The following is a 21,600-nucleotide window of genomic DNA, read 5'->3' as shown; positions in this document are numbered from 1 at the left end:
AACAACGATCTGGCCTGGATGCTGGACGAGGTCGTGAAGATCCCCGAGGCCCGCCACGCGATCCTGCTCTCCGCCGACGGCATGCTGCGCGCCCACTCCGCGGGCATCGCGCGCGACGAGGCCGAGCGGCAGGCGGCGGCGCTCTCCGGGCTGCAGTCCATCAGCCGTTCGACGGCGGACTTCTGTACCCACCCGGCCCGGCACGAGACGCCCTGGCGGCAGACGCTCATCGAGTTCGCGCACGGCTACGTCTTCCTGATCGCGGCCGGCCCGGGCGCCTATCTCGCCGTCTCCGCCACCGAGAACGTCGACATGGAGGCCGTCACCTACCGCATGCAGAAGACGGTCGACCGGCTCGGCAAGGAACTCGTCAGCCCGCCGCGGCACGACGCCCAGTGGCAGGGCGGCCCGGGCAGCCCGGCGTGACCCCGGCCGTGCCCCGGCGCGCCAAGGGGCTGGTACGGCCGTACGTCGTCACGGAGGGCCGGTCGCACCCGACCCGCAACACCTTCGACCTGGTCACCCTGGTGATGGCGCACGGCGACCGGCCGCTCGACGGGCTCAGCCCGGAGAAGCACCGCCTCATGGAGCTCTGCCTGGGCGGCGCCCTGTCGGTCGCCGAGATCGCCGGCTACCTCGAACTGCCCGTCAGTGTCACCAAGGTGCTGCTCAGCGACCTCGTGGACAGCGGCCACCTCAGCACCAGGGCGCCCATCCCCTCGGCACAACTGCCCGAGGCCCAGATCCTCCAGGAGGTGCTCGATGGACTCCGCGCTCGCCTCTGACCGCGGCGTTTCCCCCAGCGGTGTCCCCGACGGCGGCGGCGTCTACCTGCGCGGAACCGTCCGCACCGCGGCCAAACTGCTCGTCGTCGGCCACTTCGGCGTCGGCAAGACGACGTTCGTCGGCGCGCTGTCCGAGATCCGGCCGCTGCGCACCGAGGAGACGATGACGCAGGCCGGCGCGCACGTGGACGACCTGGCCGGGCTCGACGGCAAGACCACCACCACAGTCGCCATGGACTTCGGCCGGCTCACCCTCAGCGACAGCCTCGTCCTCTACCTCTTCGGCGCCCCCGGCCAGCAGCGCTTCACCCGCCTGTGGCTGGACATGATCCAGGGCGCCCTCGGCGCGCTCGTCCTCGCCGACACCCGCCGGCTGGACCACTCCTTCGACGTCATGGGGCTGCTGGAGGAGCACGGCGTGCCGTACGCCGTGGCCGTCAACCACTTCGACGACGCGCCGGTGTTCCCGGAGGAGGAGATCCGCGAGGCCCTCGACCTGCTCCCCGAGACCCCGTTGGTCACCTGCGACGCCCGGGACCGGATCTCGGCCACCCGCGCCCTGATCACCCTGGTGGACCACCTGCACGCCCGCACCGCCCAGGAGCCCATGTGACTCATGTGACACGTGCGACCCCTACGGCCGGGGTGAGTCAGCCTCCGGCCGGCTGCCCCGCCCACCAGGGCGCGGCGCCCCCTCATGAGGGCACCTCCTTCCACGGCCCGGCTCACGAGGTCACCCCCCTCCACGGCCCGGACTTCGCCGCCGACCCGCACGCCGTCTACCGGCGGCTGCGCCGGTACGGGCCGGTCGCCCCCGTCGAACTCGCCCCGGGCGTCCGGGCCCACCTCGTCACCGACTACCGCGCCGCCCTGGACGTCCTGCGCAGCCCCGAGGCGTTCGCCAAGGACGCCCGCCGCTGGCGCGCCCTGGCGGACGGCCGCGTCGCGCCCGACAATCCCGTCGTGCCGATGATGGCGTACCGGCCCAACTGCCTCTTCACCGACGGCGAGGCGCACCGGCGGCTCCGCCAGGCGGTCACCGACAGCCTGGAGCGCATCGACCCCAACGCCCTGCGCGGCTACGTCGAGCGCAGCGCCGACGTGCTCGTCGACCGGTTCACCACGGCCGGCGAGGCCGACCTGCTCGGCGACTACGCCAAGGTGCTGCCGCTGCTCGTCTTCAACCAGCTCTTCGGCTGCCCGCCCGCGCTGGGCGACCGGCTCGTCGAGGGCATGTCCGGGATCTTCGACGGGGTCGACGCCGAGCGCGCCAACGCCCTCGTCACCAGCACCTTCACCGAGCTCATCGCCCTCAAACGCCGGCAGCCCGGCGCGGACGTGACCTCCTGGCTGATGGCCCACCCGGCCGGGCTCACCGACGAGGAGATGATCCACCAGCTGGTGGTGCTCATGGGCGCCGGAACCGAGCCCCAGCAGAACCTCATCGCGGGCGCCCTGCGGCTGCTGCTCTGCGACGACCGGTTCGCGGGCGACCTGGCCGGCGGCAGCATGCCCGTCGACGACGCCCTCGACGAGGTCCTCTGGCTCGACCCGCCGATGGCCAACTACGGCGTCCACTACCCGACGGCCGACCTCGACTTCGCGGGAGTGCGGCTGCGCGCCGGCGAACCCGTCGTCGTCAGCTTCGCCGCCGCCAACACGGACCCCGCCCTCCGCCCCGGCCACCGCTCCGGGCAGCGCACCGGCAACCGCGCCCACCTCGCCTGGAGCGCCGGCCCGCACCACTGCCCGGCCAAGGACCCGGCCCGGCTGATCGCCTCCGCCGCCGTGGAACGGCTCCTCGACCGGCTGCCCGACCTGGAACTGGCCGTCCCCGCAGACCGCCTGGTGTGGCGGCCCGGCCCCTTCCACCGCGCCCTGACCGCGCTGCCCGTCCGCTTCCCGCCGCAGCCCGTGCCCGTACCGGCGGTCGCGTCGGCGTCCGTACCGGGGCGGCGGACGGGAACGGCGGAAGGCCGCCCCGGGGCAGAGCCCGCCCGTACCGCCCCGCGGCCCTCCGTGACCACTCCCGTTCCCGCTCGCATCCCCGCTCCCACCCCCGAGACTTTTGGAGACCGCAGATGGAACGTCCCACCTGCCCCGTCACGATCGACCCCGCCGGCCGGGACATCCACGGCGAGGCCGCCCGCATCCGGGCCCACGGACCGGCGGTCCCCGTGGAGCTCCCTGGGGGCGTGGTGGCGTGGGCGGTGACCTCCCAGGCCCTGCTCAAGCGGCTCCTCACCGACCCGCGCGTCTCCAAGGACCCGCGGCAGCACTGGCCGGCCTGGATCAACGGTGAGATCTCCCCGGAGTGGTCCCTCTACACCTGGGTCGCCGTGCAGAACATGTTCACCGCCTACGGCCCCGACCACCGCCGCCTCCGCTCCCTGGTCGCCAAGGCGTTCACCGCCCGCCGCACCGCCGCCCTGCGCCCCCGCGTGGAGAAGATCACCGCCGACCTGCTGGACGGCCTGGCCGCCGCCGGGCCCGGCACGGTCGTCGACCTCCGCGAGGGCTACGCCTACCCCCTGCCCATCCGGGTCATCTGCGAGCTGATGGGCATCGACGACGAGGACGCCCGCGAGGGCCTGCGCCGCTGCGTCGACTCGATCTTCCACACCTCCGCCGACCCCGCCGAGGTCACCGCCACCTACACCGAGATCTACCGGCTGCTCGGCGAGCTCGTCGCCGCCAAGCGCGAGAAGCCCGGCGACGACATGACCAGCGTCCTCATCTCGGCCCGCGACGACGAGGACGGCACCCGGCTCAGCGAGCAGGAGCTGGTCGACACCCTGCTGCTGGTGATCAGCGCTGGCCACGAGACCACCGTCAACCTCCTCGACAACGCCATCCACCTGCTGCTCACCCACCCCGAGCAGCTCGCCCTCGTCCGCTCCGGACAGGCCGGCTGGGACGACGTCGTCGAGGAGGCGCTCCGCGTCCAGGCGCCCGTCGCCAACCTCCCGCTCCGCTACGCCGTCGAGGACATCACGCTCGACGACGGGACCGTCCTCCGCGAGGGCGACGCCATCGTCGCGGCCTACGCGGCGGCGGGCCGCGACCCGGAGCTGTACGGCGAGGGGGCTGCCGTGTTCGACGTGACGCGCGCCACCAAGGACCACCTCTCCTTCGGCCACGGCGCCCACTTCTGCCTCGGCGCCCCGCTGGCCCGGCTGGAGGCCACCGTGGCGCTGCCCGCCCTCTTCGCCCGCTTCCCGGAGCTGCGCCTCGCGCCGGAGGCGGGCGGCCTGCCGGACGGCGGCCTGGAGCCGGTGGACTCCTTCATCTCCAACGGACACCGGTCCCTCCCGGCCCTCCTGCACGGCTGAGCGGCCGTCCTGTCGCACGGCCTGAGCGGCCGTCCTCCGCCGGACGGCGAGCACGCCCCCGCCCGCCGCCCACCAGTCCGAACACGGCCCCGGTGGGTGGCGGGTGGGCGACCGGGGGACCGAACGCTTACGATCCTCTGCGTGTCCAAATTGACCGACCTGCCGAAACGGATCCTGATCGGGCGGGCGCTGCGCAGCGACAAGCTGGGAGAGACCCTTCTCCCCAAGCGCATCGCCCTCCCCGTCTTCGCGTCCGACCCTCTCTCCTCTGTGGCGTACGCGCCGGGCGAGGTCCTGCTCGTCCTCTCCGTGGCAGGTGTGTCGGCCTACCACTACAGCCCATGGATCGCCGTCGCGGTCGTCGTGCTGATGTTCACGGTGGTCGCCTCGTACCGCCAGAACGTCCACGCCTACCCGAGCGGCGGCGGCGACTACGAGGTCGCCACCACCAACCTGGGCCCCAAGGCCGGACTCACCGTCGCCAGCGCCCTCCTCGTCGACTACGTCCTCACGGTCGCCGTCTCCATCGCCTCCGGCATCGAGAACCTCGGCTCCGCCATCCCGTTCGTCGTCGAGCACAAGACGGCCTGCGCCATTGCCGTCATCGTGCTGCTGACCCTGATGAACCTGAGAGGCGTCAAGGAGTCCGGCAAGCTCTTCGCGATCCCGACCTACGTCTTCGTCGGCGGCGTCTTCCTGCTGATCGCCTGGGGCGTCGTCCGCGGCGTGTTCATGGGCGACACCATGAAGGCGCCCACCGCCGACTACACCATCAACGCCGAGCACCAGGGCCTGGCCGGCTTCGCGCTGGTCTTCCTGCTGCTGCGCGCCTTCTCGTCCGGCTGTGCCGCGCTCACCGGCGTCGAGGCGATCAGCAACGGCGTGCCCGCCTTCCGCAAGCCGAAGTCGAAGAACGCCGCCACCACGCTCGCCCTCATGGGCGGCCTCGCCGTCACCATGTTCTGCGGCATCATCGCCCTGGCCATGGCCACGCACGTGCGCATGGCCGAGAACCCGGCGAGCGACCTCCTCAAGGACGGCAAGCCGCTCGGCGAGGGCTACACCCAGAACCCGGTGATCTCGCAGGTCGCCGAGGCGGTCTTCGGCCACGGCTCGTTCCTCTTCGTCGTGCTGGCGGCCGCCACCGCGCTGGTCCTGTTCCTGGCCGCGAACACCGCCTACAACGGCTTCCCGCTGCTCGGCTCGATCCTCGCCCAGGACCGCTACCTGCCGCGCCAGCTGCACACCCGCGGCGACCGGCTGGCGTTCTCCAACGGCATCGTGCTGCTGGCCGGCGCCGCCATCGTCCTCACCTACATCTACGGGGCCGACTCCACCAAGCTGATCCAGCTGTACATCGTCGGCGTCTTCGTCTCCTTCACGCTGAGCCAGATCGGCATGGTCCGGCACTGGAACCGGCACCTGGAGACCGAGACCGACCCCGGCAAGCGCCGCCACATGGTCCGCTCCCGGGCGATCAACACCTTCGGCGGCTTCCTGACCGGCCTGGTGCTGGTCGTCGTGCTGCTGACCAAGTTCACCCACGGCGCCTGGGTCGCCCTGCTCGGCATGGTGATCTTCTACGCGACGATGACGGCCATCCGCCGCCACTACGACCGGGTCGCCGACGAGATCGCCCTCGAGGACGAGCAGGGCGAGGCGGCCGCCCGGCCGTCCCGGGTGCACTCCATCGTGCTGGTCTCCAAGGTCCACAAGCCGACCCTGCGGGCCCTCGCCTACGCCAAGCTGATGCGCTCGGACACCCTGGAGGCGCTGAGCATCAGCGTCGACCCGGCGGAGACCAAGGCGCTGCGCGAGGAGTGGCACCAGCGGGGCGTCGACGTCCCGCTGAAGATCCTCGACTCGCCGTACCGCGAGATCACCCGGCCGGTGATCGACTACGTGAAGTCGCTCCGCAAGGAGAGCCCGCGCGACGTGGTCAGCGTCTACATCCCCGAGTACGTGGTGGGCCACTGGTACGAGCACCTGCTGCACAACCAGAGCGCCCTGCGGCTCAAGGGCCGGCTGCTCTTCACCCCGGGCGTGATGGTCACTTCGGTGCCCTGGCAGCTGGACTCCTCCGAGGTCGCCCGCCGCCGCGCCCGCAAGCGCGCCGAGTGGAACGCGCCCGGCGCGGTGCGGCGCGGCCCGGTCGCCCCGCCGCAGAAGAAGGAAAAGGCCGCGGCGAAGAAGTGACCGGTGCGGGGGGTGGTGCGGCGGGACGTAGACTGAACGGCTGTTGCCCAGCCGTACCACCGCCCCACCCCCCAGGACCAGGAGCTCTTCCCCCATGCAGACGGAACCGACGAAGTCGCTGGTCGGCGAGGAGTACGAGGTCGAGGTCGGCCCGGTCGCGCACGGCGGCCACTGCGTCGCCCGGACGGAGACGGGCCGCGTCCTGTTCGTCCGCCACACGCTCCCCGGGGAGCGTGTGATCGCCCGGATCACCGAGGGCGAGGAGACCTCGCGCTTCCTGCGCGCGGACGCCGTCGAGGTCCTGGAGGCGTCGAAGGACCGCGTCCCGGCCCCCTGCCCGTTCTCCGGCCCGGGCAAGTGCGGCGGCTGCGACTGGCAGCACGTCAAGCCGGGCGCGCAGCGCCGCCTCAAGGGCGAGGTGATCGCCGAGCAGCTGCGGCGCCTCGCGGGCCTGACGCCCGAGGAGGCCGGCTGGGACGGCACCGTGGCGCCGGCCGAGGGCGACAAGGTCCCCGCGGGCCAGGTCCCCGCCTGGCGCACCCGCGTCCAGTACGCGATCGACGCCGAGGGCCACGCGGGCCTGCGCAAGCACCGCTCGCACGAGGTCCAGCCCATCGACCACTGCCTGATCGCGGCCCCGGGCGTCAGCGAGCTGGGCATCGAGAAGCGCGAGTGGCCGCAGATCGCCTCGGTGGACGCCATCGCCGCCTCGGGCTCGGCCGACCGCCAGGTCGTCCTCACCCCGAAGCCGGGCGGCCGCCTCCCGATCGTCGAACTCGACAAGCCGGTCTCGGTGATGCGCGTAGGGGAAAAGGACCAGCGCATCCACCGCGTCCACGGCCGCCCCTTCGTCCGCGAGCGCGCCGACGGCCGCACCTACCGCGTCGGCGAGGGCGGCTTCTGGCAGGTCCACCCCCAGGCCGCCGACACCCTCGTCAAGGCCGTGATGCAGGGCCTCATGCCGCGCAAGGGCGACATGGCCCTCGACCTCTACTGCGGCGTCGGCCTCTTCGCCGGCGCCCTCGCCGAGCGCGTCGGCGACAAGGGCGCCGTCCTCGGCATCGAATCCTCCAAGCGCGCCGTCGAGGACGCCCGCCACAACCTCCAGGACCTCGACCGCGTCCGCATCGAACAGGGCAAGGTCGAGGACGTCCTCCCGCGCACCCGCATCGACAGCGCCGACATCATCGTCCTCGACCCCCCACGCGCCGGCGCCGGCCGCGCCACCGTCCGCCACCTGTCCACCCTCGGCGCCCGCCGCATCGCCTACGTAGCCTGCGACCCGGCCGCCCTCGCCCGCGACCTCAAGTACTTCGAGGAGGAGGGCTACCGGCCGGCTACGCTGCGGGCGTTCGACCTGTTTCCGGTGACGCATCACGTGGAGTGCGTGGCGATCCTGAAGCGGGTGTAGTGCTTGTTCTGGTTGGCTGCCAGCTTCTGGCTCTGCAGGACAGAGGCATGGGCGGGACGGCCTTCCACGGGCGCTGCGCGGGAAACTGTGCTCAACCGCTGTCCGGTCTCCACATTCGAGAGAACTACGAGACTGGGCGGCGGCACATAGGGCGAACCGCATGAGGCCTACTGAGCCGGGCGGGTACGGGGATGGGCTCGAGCAGGGCCAAGCGCCAGACGGGAATGCCGTCGAGTCGGATCTCGTAACCCTCGTAGCGCCAGCCTCCGTGCAGCTCTTTGGCCTTCGGGAATTCCCCCGACCTCCGGGCAGCGTCCACGCGGATCGGCCATTTCTCGGTCTCCCGGCCGGTGGCTTCCCGTTTGACGATCCGACCTCCCGCCTCCGCGAGCTCCTCCAGGAGCCGCTCCGTGATGGTCTTCTTCCTCTCGCGTAAACCGGAGTCGGGCACGGTGGAGGCGTCGGCGTGGCTACCGGCTCGCCGGCCTTCTGCGCGGTGGAGATGGTGGTTGGCGGCGGTCCGGCCTTTTGGCCTGGGGCACTACCTCTGGCGCGAGGTTTGTCGGAGGGATAGCTTTCGTGGTCAAGGAAATGTTGACCGGAGGCCGTGAGGCTGGCGGCCCATTTACCCGCCCTTCTTGGAGAGTCTGACCAGCCCCCGGCTCTGTAGCGCTTGGCAGCTGAGCTTGTGGGCGGTCCCTTCCCACGCGCCTTCCGGACGCCTTCGCCGACCCAACGCAGGGCCTATAGCTGACGTTCATTCAGTCGTCGCGGCATGTGAATTCTCCTTTGCAGATCCTCGGCAGTACCTCAGTGATGGCCTCAACGTCGCCGATGCCCATACACACCCCAGCACTGGTACTGCCCTTCGAGGAGCTCAATCGCCCGCGGACATGAACCTCGAGGTTTCTTTGAGTACAGCCGATGCACCATCAAGATCTGCGAGACGCCTGGCGAGTGTGGCCTCTGCAAGCCGTTGAGGCAGCGCAGCGCTGAACTTGAGCCCATGAACGGCCCGAGTGTCGACGGCAGGGAGGCAGAGCTGCCCTGTCGCCCCGGCCTTGGCTTGGTTCCACTCGTCCGGAGTCACGTCTTCGCGGAGCCGGATGTACGTGTCCGTAGGGCGCTGGAGAGGGTCGGCAATGTCCGAGAGCGTGGCAGCCAAGGTGACGTTGGCCCGATAGCCGGCCCAGGTCCACCAGCGCACGTTCGTGTCCCGACCGCCGCGGATGACAACCGTTCCGGCCGGGTGTACCGTCTCCCCGCCGTTGTCGCGAGCCTGAGCGAGGGCGGCTACGGCGCGGCGGGTCAAGCCGATTGGTGGATCGGTGCCGAGCAGGATCTCCCGGGCGGAGCGGGTCAGCTCGTACGAGGCGGCACGGCCGGAGCCGGCCCCGCCCCACCGCGCCTTGCCGCCACCTTCGACCAGTTCGACGAAGCACCGCCGCCGGGACCAGTCGATGTACGTCACCTGCCAGCTCCGTCCGGCGAGGAGCAGCCGCCGGGGTCCGGCAACTTCTTCCGTCAGCAGTGCCGGGTTGGTGGTGCCGATCTCCTTGCGGCCCGCCAGCACAGTGAATTCCGGTGGTGCGGTGAAGACCGCGGTGAGATCCATGAAGTGCCGGTAGCCGAAGCGGCGTTCGGCCTCAGGGCCGATGAACAGCATTCCGCCGTCCCGCTCCAGGAACCCCTCGTCGATCAGATGGCGCACGATGGGTTCGGCGGAGGGACCGAAGGGGCCGAGCCCGCCCCACCACTCCTGCCAGAGTCGGTCTCCGACCCGGTGTTCCTGCAGGCAGAGAGCCAGCACTTGCTGGGCGACGATGTGCCGGGGTTCCGGTGGGGCCGCTACCGGCTCGACCCAGCCACGCGACCACAGAAGAAGCAGGGCTGCCGCGCCGAGCAAACCGTCCTCGCTGGTGGCGAGGAAAAGGCAGTTGCGAGTGGAACCCGAGCGCCGGCCGGTACGACCGAGCCGCTGGAGGAAGGAGGCCACGGTGCCGGGTGCGTCAATCTGGATGACACGATCCAGATCGCCCACATCGATGCCAAGTTCCAGCGTGCTGGTGGAGACGATCACACAGTCTCGCGCATCGGCGAATGCCTCTTCCGCTCGCCTCCGCTCATCCATTGAGAGAGACGCATGCGAGAGGAATGTGGTCACACCCTTGGAGCGGAGACTCTCGCCGAGCATTTCGACCTGCCGACGCGATTCGCAGAACACCAGCCGCTTCTCCCCGCGATGCAGGGAGGTGATCACTGTCGCCGCATTCTCCAGGGATCCCACGTAGTCGAGCTGGATGTCGCCGGGGGGCGGCAGGGTTGGATTCTCCTCGCGCAGGTGCGGAGCGACAACGCAGGCCGCGCGTTTGCCGCGTCCCGAGCCCTGCAACCAGGCGAGCAGCTGTTCAGGGTTGCCCACCGTCGCGGAGAGCCCGACCCGCTGCACTGACCGACCGACGACTCGTTCGAGACGTTCGAGCACGGACAGTAGATGCCAGCCCCGGTCGTCACCGGCGAATGCGTGCACCTCGTCGACGACGATGGCCCGTAGCCCGGAGAAGAAGGCTCGATGGTCGACATTGGCGCTGACCAGCATCGCCTCCAGCGATTCCGGCGTGGTCAGCAGGATATCCGGCCGCTCCCGCAGGGTCCGCTTGCGTCGTGGCTGCGAGACATCCCCGTGCCACAGTGCTGCGGTTCGGCCCAGCCATGAGGCATACGCATTCAGGCGGGGCAGGAGGTTATTAAGCAGTGCTTTGAGTGGACATACGTAGAGGACTGAGGTCCCTGTCCAGTTCTCCGCAGCCATTCTGGACAACAGAGGGAAAGACGCCGCTTCGGTCTTGCCTCCCGCTGTTGGTGCCAGCAGTACCGCATCCGCACCGCCCAGCAGCGGTTCGATCGCCTCTTCTTGGAGCGGGCGAAGGGCGGGCCAGCCCAGGGTGTTGACGATGTGGTGTACGACCCCGGGATGCAGCCGGTCCAGCGGCTCGGGCGCACCTGTCACGGCAGCTCCAGCTCGATCTCGTCGGCGCTGTTCGCCGCGGCGTTGCGCTCGACTTCGCTCAGCTCGTCGCTGCTGACGGTCAGCGCGTAGTGCTTGCGCGGGTCGAAGTCGCCGAACTCGTCCACCCGGTCCAATACGTCCGCGACGAGTTTGCGCAGGAAGAGCCTCGGTGCGATGCCGGCCCGCCCGCCAAGCCTTCCTGTCATGGCAGTGGCCAACTCCGCCACGTACTTGTCGTCGGCAGATGCAGCGATACGCTCGGGATTCCGGGCCGATTCGGCGTACAAGTCACGTACAACACAGCCCAGTTCGCACAGCCGTTGGAGATCGAAACCGGTGAGTCGCAGCTGGACCGCCCGCGGTGAGTCGAAGCGCGGTTCGGTGGAGAAGTCGGTCGCCAGCCGCTGGGCCAGCGGAGGCAGGCGTTGAACTCCCTGCTGTCCGTCGTAAAAGGCGGGTGTGCCGGTGATGACCAGGAAAAGCCCGGGAAAGCGGCCCGCGTCGATTTCGTCAAGGAGCTGTCGTAGGGCGTTGAGACCCTTTTCACGCACGTCTCCCCGCACCCGTTGCAAGGTCTCGATCTCATCCAGGATCAGCAGGAGACCGGGATGCCCACAGTCCTTCAGGACGGTGAGCAGCCCCTGAAGAAAGCCCAGTGCCGCGAAGTGGTCGAGATCTCCGCGCACCCCTGCGGCACGGCGCGCGGCGGCGGCGACCGACCTCTGGCCGCCCAGCCAGGCGATGACGGCTTCGGCTGTGGCGGCGTCCCCGTCCAGCGTGGCTTTGCGATAGCCGCGCAGGGCGGCGGAGAAGGCGGGAGTGGTCTGGGCGACGCCACGGAGCCGCTCCTCCAACAGCGTCTCGACCGCAGCCTCCAACGCCGCGAGGTTCTCGGTGAGTTCAGGCTGCGCCTCGGTCACTTCTTCTTCGAGGGTGTAGAACCAGCCATCGATCACCGATCGCAGGGCACTGGCAGGCTCGGTGGCCGTGGTCAGCCGCTCGGTGAGCCGTCGGTAGACGGTTTCCAGTCTGTGCAGAGGCGTCTCTGTCTCCGAGATCTGAATCTCTGCGGTGGCGAGCCCCGCCCGCTTCGCCCGTTCGGCGAGCCAGCGGGCGAAGAAGGTCTTGCCGGATCCGTACTCGCCGCGAATGGCATGGAAGGCCGCACTGCCCGTCGAAATCGTGGCGATCCGCTCGTCCAGGGCGGGAGCGAAACGGTCCAGCCCGACAGCGAAGAGGTCGAGACCCGACTGCGGCACGGTTCCGCGCCGCAGCGCGTCGATGACCTCGCGGCGGCGGGCTGCGCTGACGGACGCGCCGCTCATGCGTTCTCCCTGGGCAGTTCGAACTGCTCGCGCAGTGTGTCGCGGTTGAGCCGGACCCGGGTCCGCGAGTCGATCAGGCTGATGACTTCATAGCCCTCGATGTTCAGCAGCCGGGTCAGCATGGTGACGAGGCCTTCCGGACGGGTGTTGGTGCGTCCCCCCGAAGCGACGGCGGCTCCGGCGACTGCCGCGAGTGAGAGCGTGCCACCCGATGAGTCGAGTGCGTCGATGACAGCGGCCACCACCTTGCGGTCCGGGGCCCTGCGCACAAACCTCCCCTGATCTTCGTAGAGCTTGGTGGCCACGACCTGACGGCCTAGCGTGACCGGGGCCGGGGGCTCGGTGGGTGCGGGCTTGGTCGGAGGGGTTCCGACCGCGTCGTCGGCGGAGCGCTCATCCCCCTCGGGCCGTGTATTCGGTTTTGCGGGTGGGACCTTCCGCGCGGGCTTCGTGGCGCTGGGAGCCTCCAACGGTGCCGGGGAGCCTTGGGCTTCCCACCATGGCGGCTGGACCGACTCTCGCGGTAGCTCGGCCCATCCGGCGGGTGCCAGGTCGATCGACGGAGTCAGGACCAGTACGGGTACCGTCATCTCGGCAAGTGCGGCGCCGCCGTGGTAGCCGGCCTTACGTGGGGTATAGCGGATCTCTTCCGACCAGGGGACGATGACCCGACCGTCGTTCTCCAACACGCGGGGGCCTGCCAGCACGATCTCTCCCTCACCGGTAGCCGTCCCTGTACGCCAGCGGGCCGACTCCACCCCCTCGGCCGACACTGGTACTGCGTCGGGCCTCGCCCGGTCCAGTACATGCCCGTGATCGGACACGAGTACCACTGGACGTCCCTGCCCACGCGCCGAGTTGAGCAGCTCGGTGAGGTACTTCACTCGGCTCACCGGCCAGTCGGCCGGCGAGCTCTGCTGGACGTAGTCGAGGTCGTCCTCGATGGTGTTCAGCACGACACCGACCACGGCATCCGATGCGATGGCTTCGACCAGCCGCTGGTCGAGCAACTGTCCCGCAGGACCCGCAATCTCGTTCTGGTGGAAGAGGCCGGCCGAACGCCGATGCTGCCTCCAGAAATCAACGAACCCCTCCTTCTCCACAGTCTGCCCGCCCGATACCGGGCGTCCGCACAGCAGAGCCGCCCGGTTGATGGCAGTCACCGACGGGATCAGGGATACGGCAGCGGCCCGCCGCCCGTCGCCGGACAGCTCGCTCCACCGGCCCGCACTAGTCAACTCTTCACCGAGCTGCGCCGCGACCGCGCTGCTCATCCCGTCCAGTACAAGGACCAGCGGCGGTCGCTTCGTCGCCAACTTAACGGCAATCTTTTCCAACACGTCCTCGATGAGCAGCGCCCCACCGGGTCGCTCCGCGCTGGCGTGCTGCGCCCACGGCTCGAGCTCGGCCGCGAAGGCTTCGTCGAGAGTCGCCCGCCGCCGCCGCGCCGCGTCGTGAACGGTGCGGTAGGCCTGAGCCAGTACCGGTTCGGCGTCGTCGTCTCCCACCCACAGCTGTGCCAGTGCCCGGTCCACCCACCCCCAGTCGGCGACATGCGCGTGCACAGCCTGGTCGACCGAGGACACCACCGGCTCGGGTGTGTTCAGCCAGTGCTTCAGCCGTACGGCCATGCGCGCCAGCTCGATCCGTTTCGCATAGAGAACAGCGGCAAGGTGATGTTCTCGTACATGTTCCCAGGCGGAATGAGCGGCGTGGGGTTCCTGGGCCAATGCCTCGGCCAGCCGACGCAGCCGTGCTTGGAAACCGGAGGGGAGAAAAGGATTGTCGGCGAGCGCGGCAGACAGATGGGCCGCCGAGGCCAGTTGATCGGCCTGACGCAGTACGTCGAGAACCCGCTGCCGCGCCTCCTCGCTCTGCGCCCCCCGTCCAGTCGCCTCACCGATCCATCGGATGAGCGTGCCTTCCACTGCCCTCGCATAGGCGCGTAGTTCGGACGGGCGTGAACCCATACCAAAGACGGAGCCCAGGGCGACGGCCGCATCGGCCGACGCGGCACCCTCGTTCATGACCGAGGCAAGTACACCCAACGCCGTGGCCTCGGCGCCGCGGCCGTTGAGCGCGAGCCGTAGGAGCACTGGCGCAGCCTCGCCTGCGTTCTGCGCCAGCCACTCGGCGATGCCGTGCTGTTCGGCCTCCGGCAGCGCCGCGAAACGTTGTGGCCCGCCGGGCGTGCGGGACCAGGCCAGCAGCGCATCGACATCCACCGACGCCTCGCCCTCGAAGACGCCTTCGAGCCCGAGACGTACTCCGACGAGGGCGCGCATCGCCGCGTCCAGGGTGAGCACGGCCCCACGCTGGGGCCAGCCGCCGTCCGGTTCGGCGGCGATCAGTGCGCCGGGCAGCCAGAGCCAGGGGTCGCGTCGCATACGCGGGTCGAGGTCGGCGGCGCCGAAAAGCTGCTTGACGATGTCGGCCTCGTCGACGGCGATGATCTGCGAGCGCACCATCTCGCCCAGCAGGTCCAGACTGATCCGATCGCCGGACACATCAGTGGTGAGCACCAACAGGTCCGAACCCTCGGTACCCAGATGGGCCTGCCAGGCGTCGGTGATGCCGAGCACCGAAGTAGTGTGCTCGACCCGGACCTTGCGCCGTTCGCCTTCGCCGGCCGGCACGGTGAATTCCTGTGGCCCTCCAACCACGTACTTGCCGTGCACCAGTACCAGCCGCCGGCCCTTGGTGTGGGCCAGCCGAGTGGTCAGAAGTCCGGTGATGACCCGCTGGTCGAGCTCGGGCACCGTGGCTCCCATCAGCACTCGCCGCCGTGCGCTCGCATGTCGTGGCCCTGCTCGGCGTGTGATACCTGCCACCGGATCTCGATCTCGACACCGGGGTGTGCGGCCGCGTAGTTGTGGATCTCCTCCTGTATCGCGTTGAGGGCCTGGCTGAGGGCCGTCTCCAACGCAGTCGTGGGGCCCGCCAGAACCCGACGTGCACGGTGAGGGGCAGCTGGAGCGACCGGAGTACTGGGCTTCGGCTTCGGTTGTTCGGCCGTTTTGACCGGTTCGATGTTTTCGTCGTCTGCCTCGGCAGGGAGTGATACCATCACGGGCTTCTCTGGCGAGGGCGGCGTGGGTGGGATGGGCGCCACTACGCTGCGACGCGCTGCCTCGTTGATCATCGATACGGCCTGACTGCGCGCACTGCGCAGCACCGGGGCGAGTTCGGTGTCGAACTCGTCGGATGCCGCTGCCTCCGAGATTTCCTCGAGCAACAGCTTGGACCGGTCCGCGAGATCATCCCCACGCTCCGTGTACTGCCGAAGACTCTCGGTGAGATCCCAGTCGGTGCTCTCGAGAACATCCAGTACACGCTGCGCAGAGGACATGGTCTTGGCCAACACGACATCAGTACTTGCATACGTTGCCGCGGCAAGGGCGCGGGTAAGCGGAGTCGGCTCCGGGTTCTGCTTGATTCGAGCCAGCAGGTCGGCCGCGTCGCGGACCGACTGCTCGCGTGCGCTGAGGGCCTCGCCACTGATGCCGAGGGCGGTTCTGAACCGGGTCAGTGCTCGCCGCAACCCGTCGACAGCAGACTCTCGCTCCGCCGCTTTCGTGTGGACGTCCGTGGCGAGTGCATTGACGTTCCGGGCGAACAGCATCTGCGGGACACTCGTGCCGAACAGTGCCGCGGCCCGGATGTGCGCCGCCGTGAACTCGTCCTCGCTGGGCCGCTCCTGGGCCCGCAGTGCCCAGCCGGGGCCGATCTGCTCCAGCGCGGGGGCCTCTGCCGCCTGCCCGTTGTAGATCCAGGAACGGTCCGAGAGCAGTGCGTATGTGGCGATCACGAGATTGGATACCAGCTTGTCCATTCCCGTCCAGCCGAGCTCGGCGATCCAGACGCGGATGTCCTCGACCGAGAAGTCGCCCTTGGCCCCGTGCTTGCCGGCCTGCTGGTCGATGTGACGACGCCAGTCCGTGGAGACGTTCAGCGGCCCGTCGTGCACCTCACCCAGCTCCAGTGCGTGCACGATCCGCGTCACGTCCGCTATGTCACCGCTGTCGAGCACGACCCGGCGTGAGCCGTCGTCCATGGCCTTGGCGATCCAGCCGTACGCCTTCTTGAACTTCGCGGCAGTGACCGGCTTGCGGCTCTCCTGACGGTCGAAGTTCGGGTGCTTGGGATACAGGGTGTCCAGCAGCCCGTCGGCGAGCTTCAGAAGGTTGTACTCGAAGACGCCGCCGCCTTGGAGCTGCGGAGTGTGCCCGGCGTACAACGAGTGGACGTGCCTGCCCTCGGTCACCTGGGCGCCGAGGTCGGTTTCATTGGCCTTGGCGATTCCGTACGCCTGGTGCAGTACCTGGCCCAGCTGTGAGACGAGGGTCTCGCGCTGTGCCTCCAACTGATGCCTGACCCGTACCTGGTCGTCGGATGACAGGTGGGTCGCGAAGTCCTTCAGCCGGTCCCTGCCGAGCAGGTAGTTGATCTTCAGGAGCCGGCCGAGCTGGGCACCTCGTTGGGCGGAGAGGAAAGACGGCAGCCAGACGATGGTCGCCGCATCGGGCTTTTCCCGCTGCAGGCGGAAGACTCGATTCTCGTCCGCGCTGGGCTGGCCGTCTTCGTTTTCGTCGAAGGGGTAGTCGATGATGAACCGGATCCGGTCCGGCGAGGACGGTTCGAACTGTGCGTCGGGCAGGATCTGGGGATCGCTCACGTTCTCGAAGACGAACTCGGCCATGCGCCGCGTACCGTGCCAGACGATCTCGCGGTCGGCCACGAAGCCGCCGTTGTCGGTGACGCCCAGCTCGCGCCACAACCATTCCTGCACCCACCGCTTGCGGGCGCCGTGCGTGTCCTTCTCGCCGACACTGTCCAGGATCGGCTCCACGTCCAGATCGGACAGATGCAGCGTGAATACCGGGTTCGCGTCGTTGCCGTCGCTGCGCAGGTCACCGGGGAACTCGGCCTGGAGCTCCTGCATGCGCTTGACCACGATCCGGTCCTCCTGGCCGGTGCGGGAGCGGATCGAGCCGTGGTTCAGGGCGGCGAGGCGTGGCCCGGTGAGGCGAGAGAGAGCCGGCACCTCGGGCGCGAGGTAGGCGAGCAGCATCGTCTTGACGAAGCGGTCGTCGGCTTTGTACTTGGGGTCGTCCGCCGAACCGTACTTCTGGAGGAGGTGGTCCTTGACCTTGCCGTGGAAGCGAGTCGCCGCGTCGGCCTCGCTGCGCAGCCGGTCGGTGAAGGCCTCACCCATCCCCTCGGCCAGCACATCCCACAGGTCGCCCAGCGGGATCAGCTCACCGACCTTCATGTCCTCGCGCCGCTTGTAGAGCATCTGCTGGAGCAGCTTGAGGCCGGTGCGCTCGCGCTGGAGCGCACCGGAGAGCGCGACCAGGACATTGAGGAGGACGGGCGAGACCGGGTACAGCGCCTTGAAGTCGGCCCAGTCCGCGTGGGTGGCGCCGTTGGCGTCGAGCAGCACGTCCCGTACCGATTGGTTGGACGTCTCGACCCGGGCGAAGGCGGCTTCGAGCGCGGCCTTGGCGGCGTCGTCCTTCGGCTTGAGGACCCGCTCCTTGATGATCTCCGGGAGGTTGCGGTCCTCCAGGTTGATCGGATCGATGCGGCCCGCCAGGTACTTGACCTGTTGTTCCAGGTTCTTGGCGTCAGCGCCGACCGCATCCGAGCCGATCAGCTCGGAGAGGTCGCGCTGACGGGAGATGAACGAGATGACCGGCAGTGCGCGGCCACCCGTACCCGACTCGATCAGCTTGACGAGCTTGTTCACCTCGTCATTGACGAAGGTCCGCTCACGCAGATGCGCCTGCAGCCAGAGGATCAGCTCGTCGAGGAAGAGGATAAGCCCGTCGTAGCCAAGGGACTTGGCGTGCCGGCTGACGATGTCGAGACCGTTCTCAAGCGGCAGGAACGCATTCTTCGCGCCGATCGCACTGAGGGAGTACGAGGAGTACGGGCCGGAAAGCAGCGCGGACGCCAGCCAGTTGCGGACCTTCTCGCCGGGGGCGGCGGCGAAGGCCTCGTCGAGGAGTGCCGGCGTCCAGACCTGGGGAGCCTCCTTGATGTCGAGGTTGATCAGATCGTCTTCGTCATCGGCGGCCTGCTGGGGTTGGGCATTCGTCTCCTTCGGCAGCGCGGGGTTGCCGAGCCAGCGGACGAACTCCGTGTCGTCGGAGAAGAATTCCCGCTGGCGGCGGGCGTCGTCGAACATCGCGTCCGCCCGGTAGACCGGCGGTACGGGCGCGTCCGGGTGCAAACGCTGGACCGTGCGGACATACCCACCGAGGATCGCCGAATCGAGGTCGGTTGCACCGACCAGGTGGAACGGCACCATCAGGAACTTCCGATCCCGCAGCCACGCGTTATGGTCCGCGATAATCGGCTGGAGTGTCGGCTTGGTGCGGGCGGCCGGATCGTTGGAGAGGATCGCGTACAACACGGTCATGAAGTGGCTCTTGCCGGAGCCGAAGGATCCGTGCAGGTACGCGGCATCGGACGACCCTGCCCTTACGGACGCCTCGACGATCTTGAGGGCCTTGCGAAGGGATTGCTCCAACTGCGGGGTGACCACGTACTCGCGCACGCGTTCGGCGGTGGCGTCGAAGCCGCCGGACAGCTCGACCTTGAAAGAGCCGGCGAGTACGGACTCGGGCAGGTCGAGTACGTACCGGAGGTAGAGGTCGCCGTTGCCGCTACTCATCGTCTTCCGCCGCCTTCTTCTTGGCCGTCTTTGTTGTTGTCGTTGTCTTGCGTGCCCGGGTCTTCTTCGCCGGACGCCATGTAGTGAGTGCTGCCGGGGTGAGCCGATCCCGCGCCAACTCGCCGTCCAGGAAGCTCTGGAACTCCTCTGCGGCGGACTCCTCGCCCCACTCGTCGTCCACCTCGCCGAACCACTGCCGCAACCACGGCATCAGCTCGTTGATCCCGGCGAGCAGCGGTACGAGCCGCTCGCCGGACCAGTCCTGCTGTTCGCGGCGTTCGCTGATGATGTTCAGCAGGGCGGTGGCCTGGCCACGCTGGTCCCAGCCGGCCCAGCCGAGGAGAAGGGTCGGATCGGAGCCCGGACTCGCGTCCGGGTAGGAGATGAACCGCTCCTTGGGTACGTCCAGCTTCCCGCGGTTGGACCAGTAGGACTGCTTCTGGAAGTCCGCGGAGGTGTACTTCGGCGGCACGGGGATGTTGCGGCGCTCGCCGGTCCGGTCTTCCTCGCGCTGCTGCTCCCAGACGTCCTCCCATTGCGCACGCTTGCGCAGGCCGGTGTCCTTGTAGCGGTACGCGGCGAGGTACGGGACGTGCTCGGCGTCGACCACGTCCTGGAGAACCTGGGTGAGGGAGAGGTTCGGCTTGCCGAGGTGGGCGGCGTAGAGGGAGGCGGTGTTGATGATCGCCTTGGCGTCCGGTTGCTTCTCAAGTTCGTCGGCGAGCTGGCCGACGGTGAGGGTGCGGGGCTGCTCGAAGTCGTTGAGGACGTGGAACCAGAGCGACTTGTCCTCGCACCGGTCGAGCAGCCACGTACGAAGGGCCGCCTTCTCCCGCTTCTCCCAGGGGTCGATGGACCAACGCCGCTTGCACTCGGGGCGCTCGATCAGGGCGATGTCGCGGCGGGAGGTGATGGTGTCGATGCGGGCCTGGACGATGTCCTGGTACCAGTCGGGCCAGTGGGCGGGGATCTCGGTGATGGGCGTGGAGCCGTGGCGGTCGAACCAGGCGGTTTCGAGCTCGCCGGCGGCTTGCTTGCGGGCGAGCACAATCTCGAACGCTCGCTCTCCGAGCCTCACTTGGGGGATGGTTGTGGGCTCGGGGGAGGGGGCGGTGAGGCGAGTCTTCTCGGCGTCGGTGAGCAGCCCGTAGGAGTGGTAGACCTCCCAGTCCAGTTCCTCCTGGAGGGCGATCATTAGCTGGCGTGTATGGGTCCAAGTGTCATGGGCTGAGTCGAGGCGGGAGCGGGTGGGGGGCTCGTCGGTGGTGCAGACGGCGGAGGGTTCGTGGGCGGCGAGTTTTTGGGCTAGGGAGTCCAGGGAGCGGCCAAGCATGCTCGGCAGTACCTCTGGAAGTGGCAATTTCTCTACTTTTCCAGCTGTGAACTGATATCGCTCCTCCCAAGGCTCGTCCTGGATACCGCGACCGATTCCTCCCCCGGCTTTTGGCTGGCTGACTTGTTTGAGCCAGAAGCATACAGTGGAGCTATTCAAAATCCCGACAAACGGGAAGTGGTCTTCGATCTCTGTGGTCTTGAGCTTAATTACGGGGGCTGAGCGATTGAATAGCTTCTGCCCTTTGACTAGGGTGCAATGGAAGTGCGTGGAGATGTCGGAGAATGTGAGCGACAGTGGGCTTTGAAGCTTTGCTGCGTAGTTCTCCATGTGTTCGTACCATGGGCGGCCTTTATCTGCGAGCGTCTTTCCGAATGTCTCCCTGATTCGGAGCCTAGTTCGCTGTGTCCAGAGGGGCCGGGTGGGTAGCCAGTGGTCGTCTGCTACTGGAATGGTTTGAGCGTCGTCAACGTAAGGAACTCTGATCAATGTGGAAGAAGTTGCCAGGAAGTCGCGGACGAATTCACCCGTCACAAGTGTCTTGATGTACTTCTCCTCGCCTAGGCGCTTTGCCGTCTGAATGTCGGGAAGGAGCCAGGCGGCCTCTTCGCCTGCATCTGTCGTGCGACCGATTGCCTGGCTTCTACTCTTCAATTTCACCTTGGTTAGGTTTAGTCGCGCAACAAGGTCGGCGGCGCCGCCGCCAGCCAACGACCAGGGGTGGTTGGCTAGTCGATCGCGTGGAAAATCTTCTACGCTAATCCAAGGAGAATCGCTGCCGGGTTCATTTAGTTGCGTCTTGATCGCGTTCCAGACGAAACCTTCAGCTGCTTCTTCTGGCTGATTCGGCTCATCCTGAATTCCTAGAGCGACGCGTGTTCGTTCTCCCTGATAGGCGATTCGGTTACGGCCAACTAGGATAACTGTCGGTGTTCCGTGACCAGGGATGTGGGCGCCTGAGGTGTCGATTACGTGAGTCAAATCAACGGTCTGGTGGAACCAAGAGATAAGCTTCCTGCCGAAATCGCGCTTCATGAAGCCATTGGCCGTGATTTGTCCCGTGAAACCAGCTTGCCGGTTTGAACCGCTGGTTCTGACTGCCAACTCAAAGATTCGCTGAGCGAATGGGACGGACAGGTGATAATTGCCGGAACAAGTTTCGTACGCAGTGCGGTAGTTCTCGTTTTCCTTCTCGTCTTCAACGGGGATATATGGTGGGTTTCCAACCACTACGTGATAGGTGCCCCGCCCTAGCAGGTCGCAGTTTTCGACAAAACTGTCGACGTCCTCTGGTCCGTACTGGAAATGGTCGCGGGGTGAGAATAGGTCATCGCCTGCGGCTCCTGCGTCCCGACCATGTAGTAGCGAGTCGCCTACCGCGATGTTGATCGGAAATGCCCCCAGTGATTCCAGGCGTCGCCTACCTGCTGCCTTAGAGCGTGTCCTATGTGGTGAGGCGTCGTTGTTCACAGCATGGGGCGGGGAACGTGGGACTGGATTGTTCCGGACGGGTTGTGGGAGATCGCGGA

At 68.0% G+C, this 21,600-nt stretch carries 12 protein-coding genes; 7 read left to right on the top strand and 5 right to left on the bottom strand.

Translation table 11 applies throughout. From position 1 onward, the window contains the following. The first annotated feature begins 18 nt into the window (after positions 1-18). From ACH4PU_RS28735 to ACH4PU_RS28705, 7 genes are all read left to right on the top strand, one after another. A complete protein-coding gene (locus tag ACH4PU_RS28735; protein ID WP_398278398.1) occupies positions 19-426 on the top strand; it encodes a roadblock/LC7 domain-containing protein in 408 nt (135 codons plus the stop codon). Next, a complete protein-coding gene (locus ACH4PU_RS28730) occupies positions 423-785 on the top strand; it encodes a DUF742 domain-containing protein (protein WP_398278155.1) in 363 nt (120 codons plus the stop codon). Before ACH4PU_RS28735 ends, ACH4PU_RS28730 begins: the two co-directional genes overlap by 4 nt. Continuing rightward, positions 763-1,398 carry a GTP-binding protein gene (locus ACH4PU_RS28725; protein WP_398278152.1) on the top strand — a complete coding sequence of 212 codons (636 nt, stop codon included), beginning with the start codon at positions 763-765 and terminating at the stop codon, positions 1,396-1,398. Before ACH4PU_RS28730 ends, ACH4PU_RS28725 begins: the two co-directional genes overlap by 23 nt. Next, complete coding sequence (locus ACH4PU_RS28720; protein ID WP_398278149.1) at positions 1,395-2,999, top strand: cytochrome P450; 1,605 nt, start codon at positions 1,395-1,397, stop codon at positions 2,997-2,999. Before ACH4PU_RS28725 ends, ACH4PU_RS28720 begins: the two co-directional genes overlap by 4 nt. Then, complete coding sequence (locus ACH4PU_RS28715) at positions 2,996-4,117, top strand: cytochrome P450 (RefSeq protein ID WP_398278146.1); 1,122 nt, start codon at positions 2,996-2,998, stop codon at positions 4,115-4,117. The genes ACH4PU_RS28720 and ACH4PU_RS28715 overlap by 4 nt, the downstream gene beginning before the upstream one ends. A gap of 141 nt (positions 4,118-4,258) precedes the next feature. Then, positions 4,259-6,313: an APC family permease gene (locus ACH4PU_RS28710; RefSeq protein WP_398278143.1), complete on the top strand. Its 2,055-nt coding sequence runs from the start codon at positions 4,259-4,261 to the stop codon at positions 6,311-6,313. Positions 6,314-6,407: 94 nt separating this feature from the next. Next, the gene (locus tag ACH4PU_RS28705) at positions 6,408-7,724 is read left to right on the top strand and encodes a class I SAM-dependent RNA methyltransferase (RefSeq protein ID WP_398278140.1); all 1,317 of its coding nucleotides are present in this window, start codon (positions 6,408-6,410) and stop codon (positions 7,722-7,724) included. Positions 7,725-8,601: 877 nt separating this feature from the next. On the opposite strand, the gene ACH4PU_RS28700 is transcribed toward ACH4PU_RS28705, so the two are convergent. Genes ACH4PU_RS28700 through pglX form a run of 5 tightly spaced genes read right to left on the bottom strand, consistent with a single transcriptional unit; the run spans position 8,602 to position 21,541 of the window. After that, positions 8,602-10,734: a DEAD/DEAH box helicase gene (locus ACH4PU_RS28700; protein WP_398278137.1), complete on the bottom strand. Its 2,133-nt coding sequence runs from the start codon at positions 10,732-10,734 to the stop codon at positions 8,602-8,604. Further along, positions 10,731-12,059, bottom strand: coding sequence for a BREX system ATP-binding protein BrxD (gene brxD / locus ACH4PU_RS28695; RefSeq protein WP_398278134.1), 1,329 nt, complete (start codon positions 12,057-12,059; stop codon positions 10,731-10,733). Before brxD ends, ACH4PU_RS28700 begins: the two co-directional genes overlap by 4 nt. Then, entirely contained in the window at positions 12,056-14,818 is a 2,763-nt protein-coding gene (pglZ, locus tag ACH4PU_RS28690) for a BREX-2 system phosphatase PglZ (protein WP_398278131.1), read from the bottom strand. Before pglZ ends, brxD begins: the two co-directional genes overlap by 4 nt. An 11-nt stretch (positions 14,819-14,829) precedes the next feature. After that, positions 14,830-18,738 carry a PglY protein gene (locus tag ACH4PU_RS28685; RefSeq protein WP_398278128.1) on the bottom strand — a complete coding sequence of 1,303 codons (3,909 nt, stop codon included), beginning with the start codon at positions 18,736-18,738 and terminating at the stop codon, positions 14,830-14,832. Beyond that, complete coding sequence (gene pglX / locus ACH4PU_RS28680; RefSeq protein WP_398278125.1) at positions 18,731-21,541, bottom strand: BREX-2 system adenine-specific DNA-methyltransferase PglX; 2,811 nt, start codon at positions 21,539-21,541, stop codon at positions 18,731-18,733. Before pglX ends, ACH4PU_RS28685 begins: the two co-directional genes overlap by 8 nt. Positions 21,542-21,600 lie beyond the last annotated feature (59 nt).

Source organism: Streptomyces sp. NPDC021100 (assembly GCF_044333095.1).
Taxonomy (GTDB): Bacteria; Actinomycetota; Actinomycetes; order Streptomycetales; family Streptomycetaceae; genus Streptomyces.
Note: the sequence above shows the minus strand (reverse complement) of the source record. Positions and strands in the feature narration are given on the sequence as shown.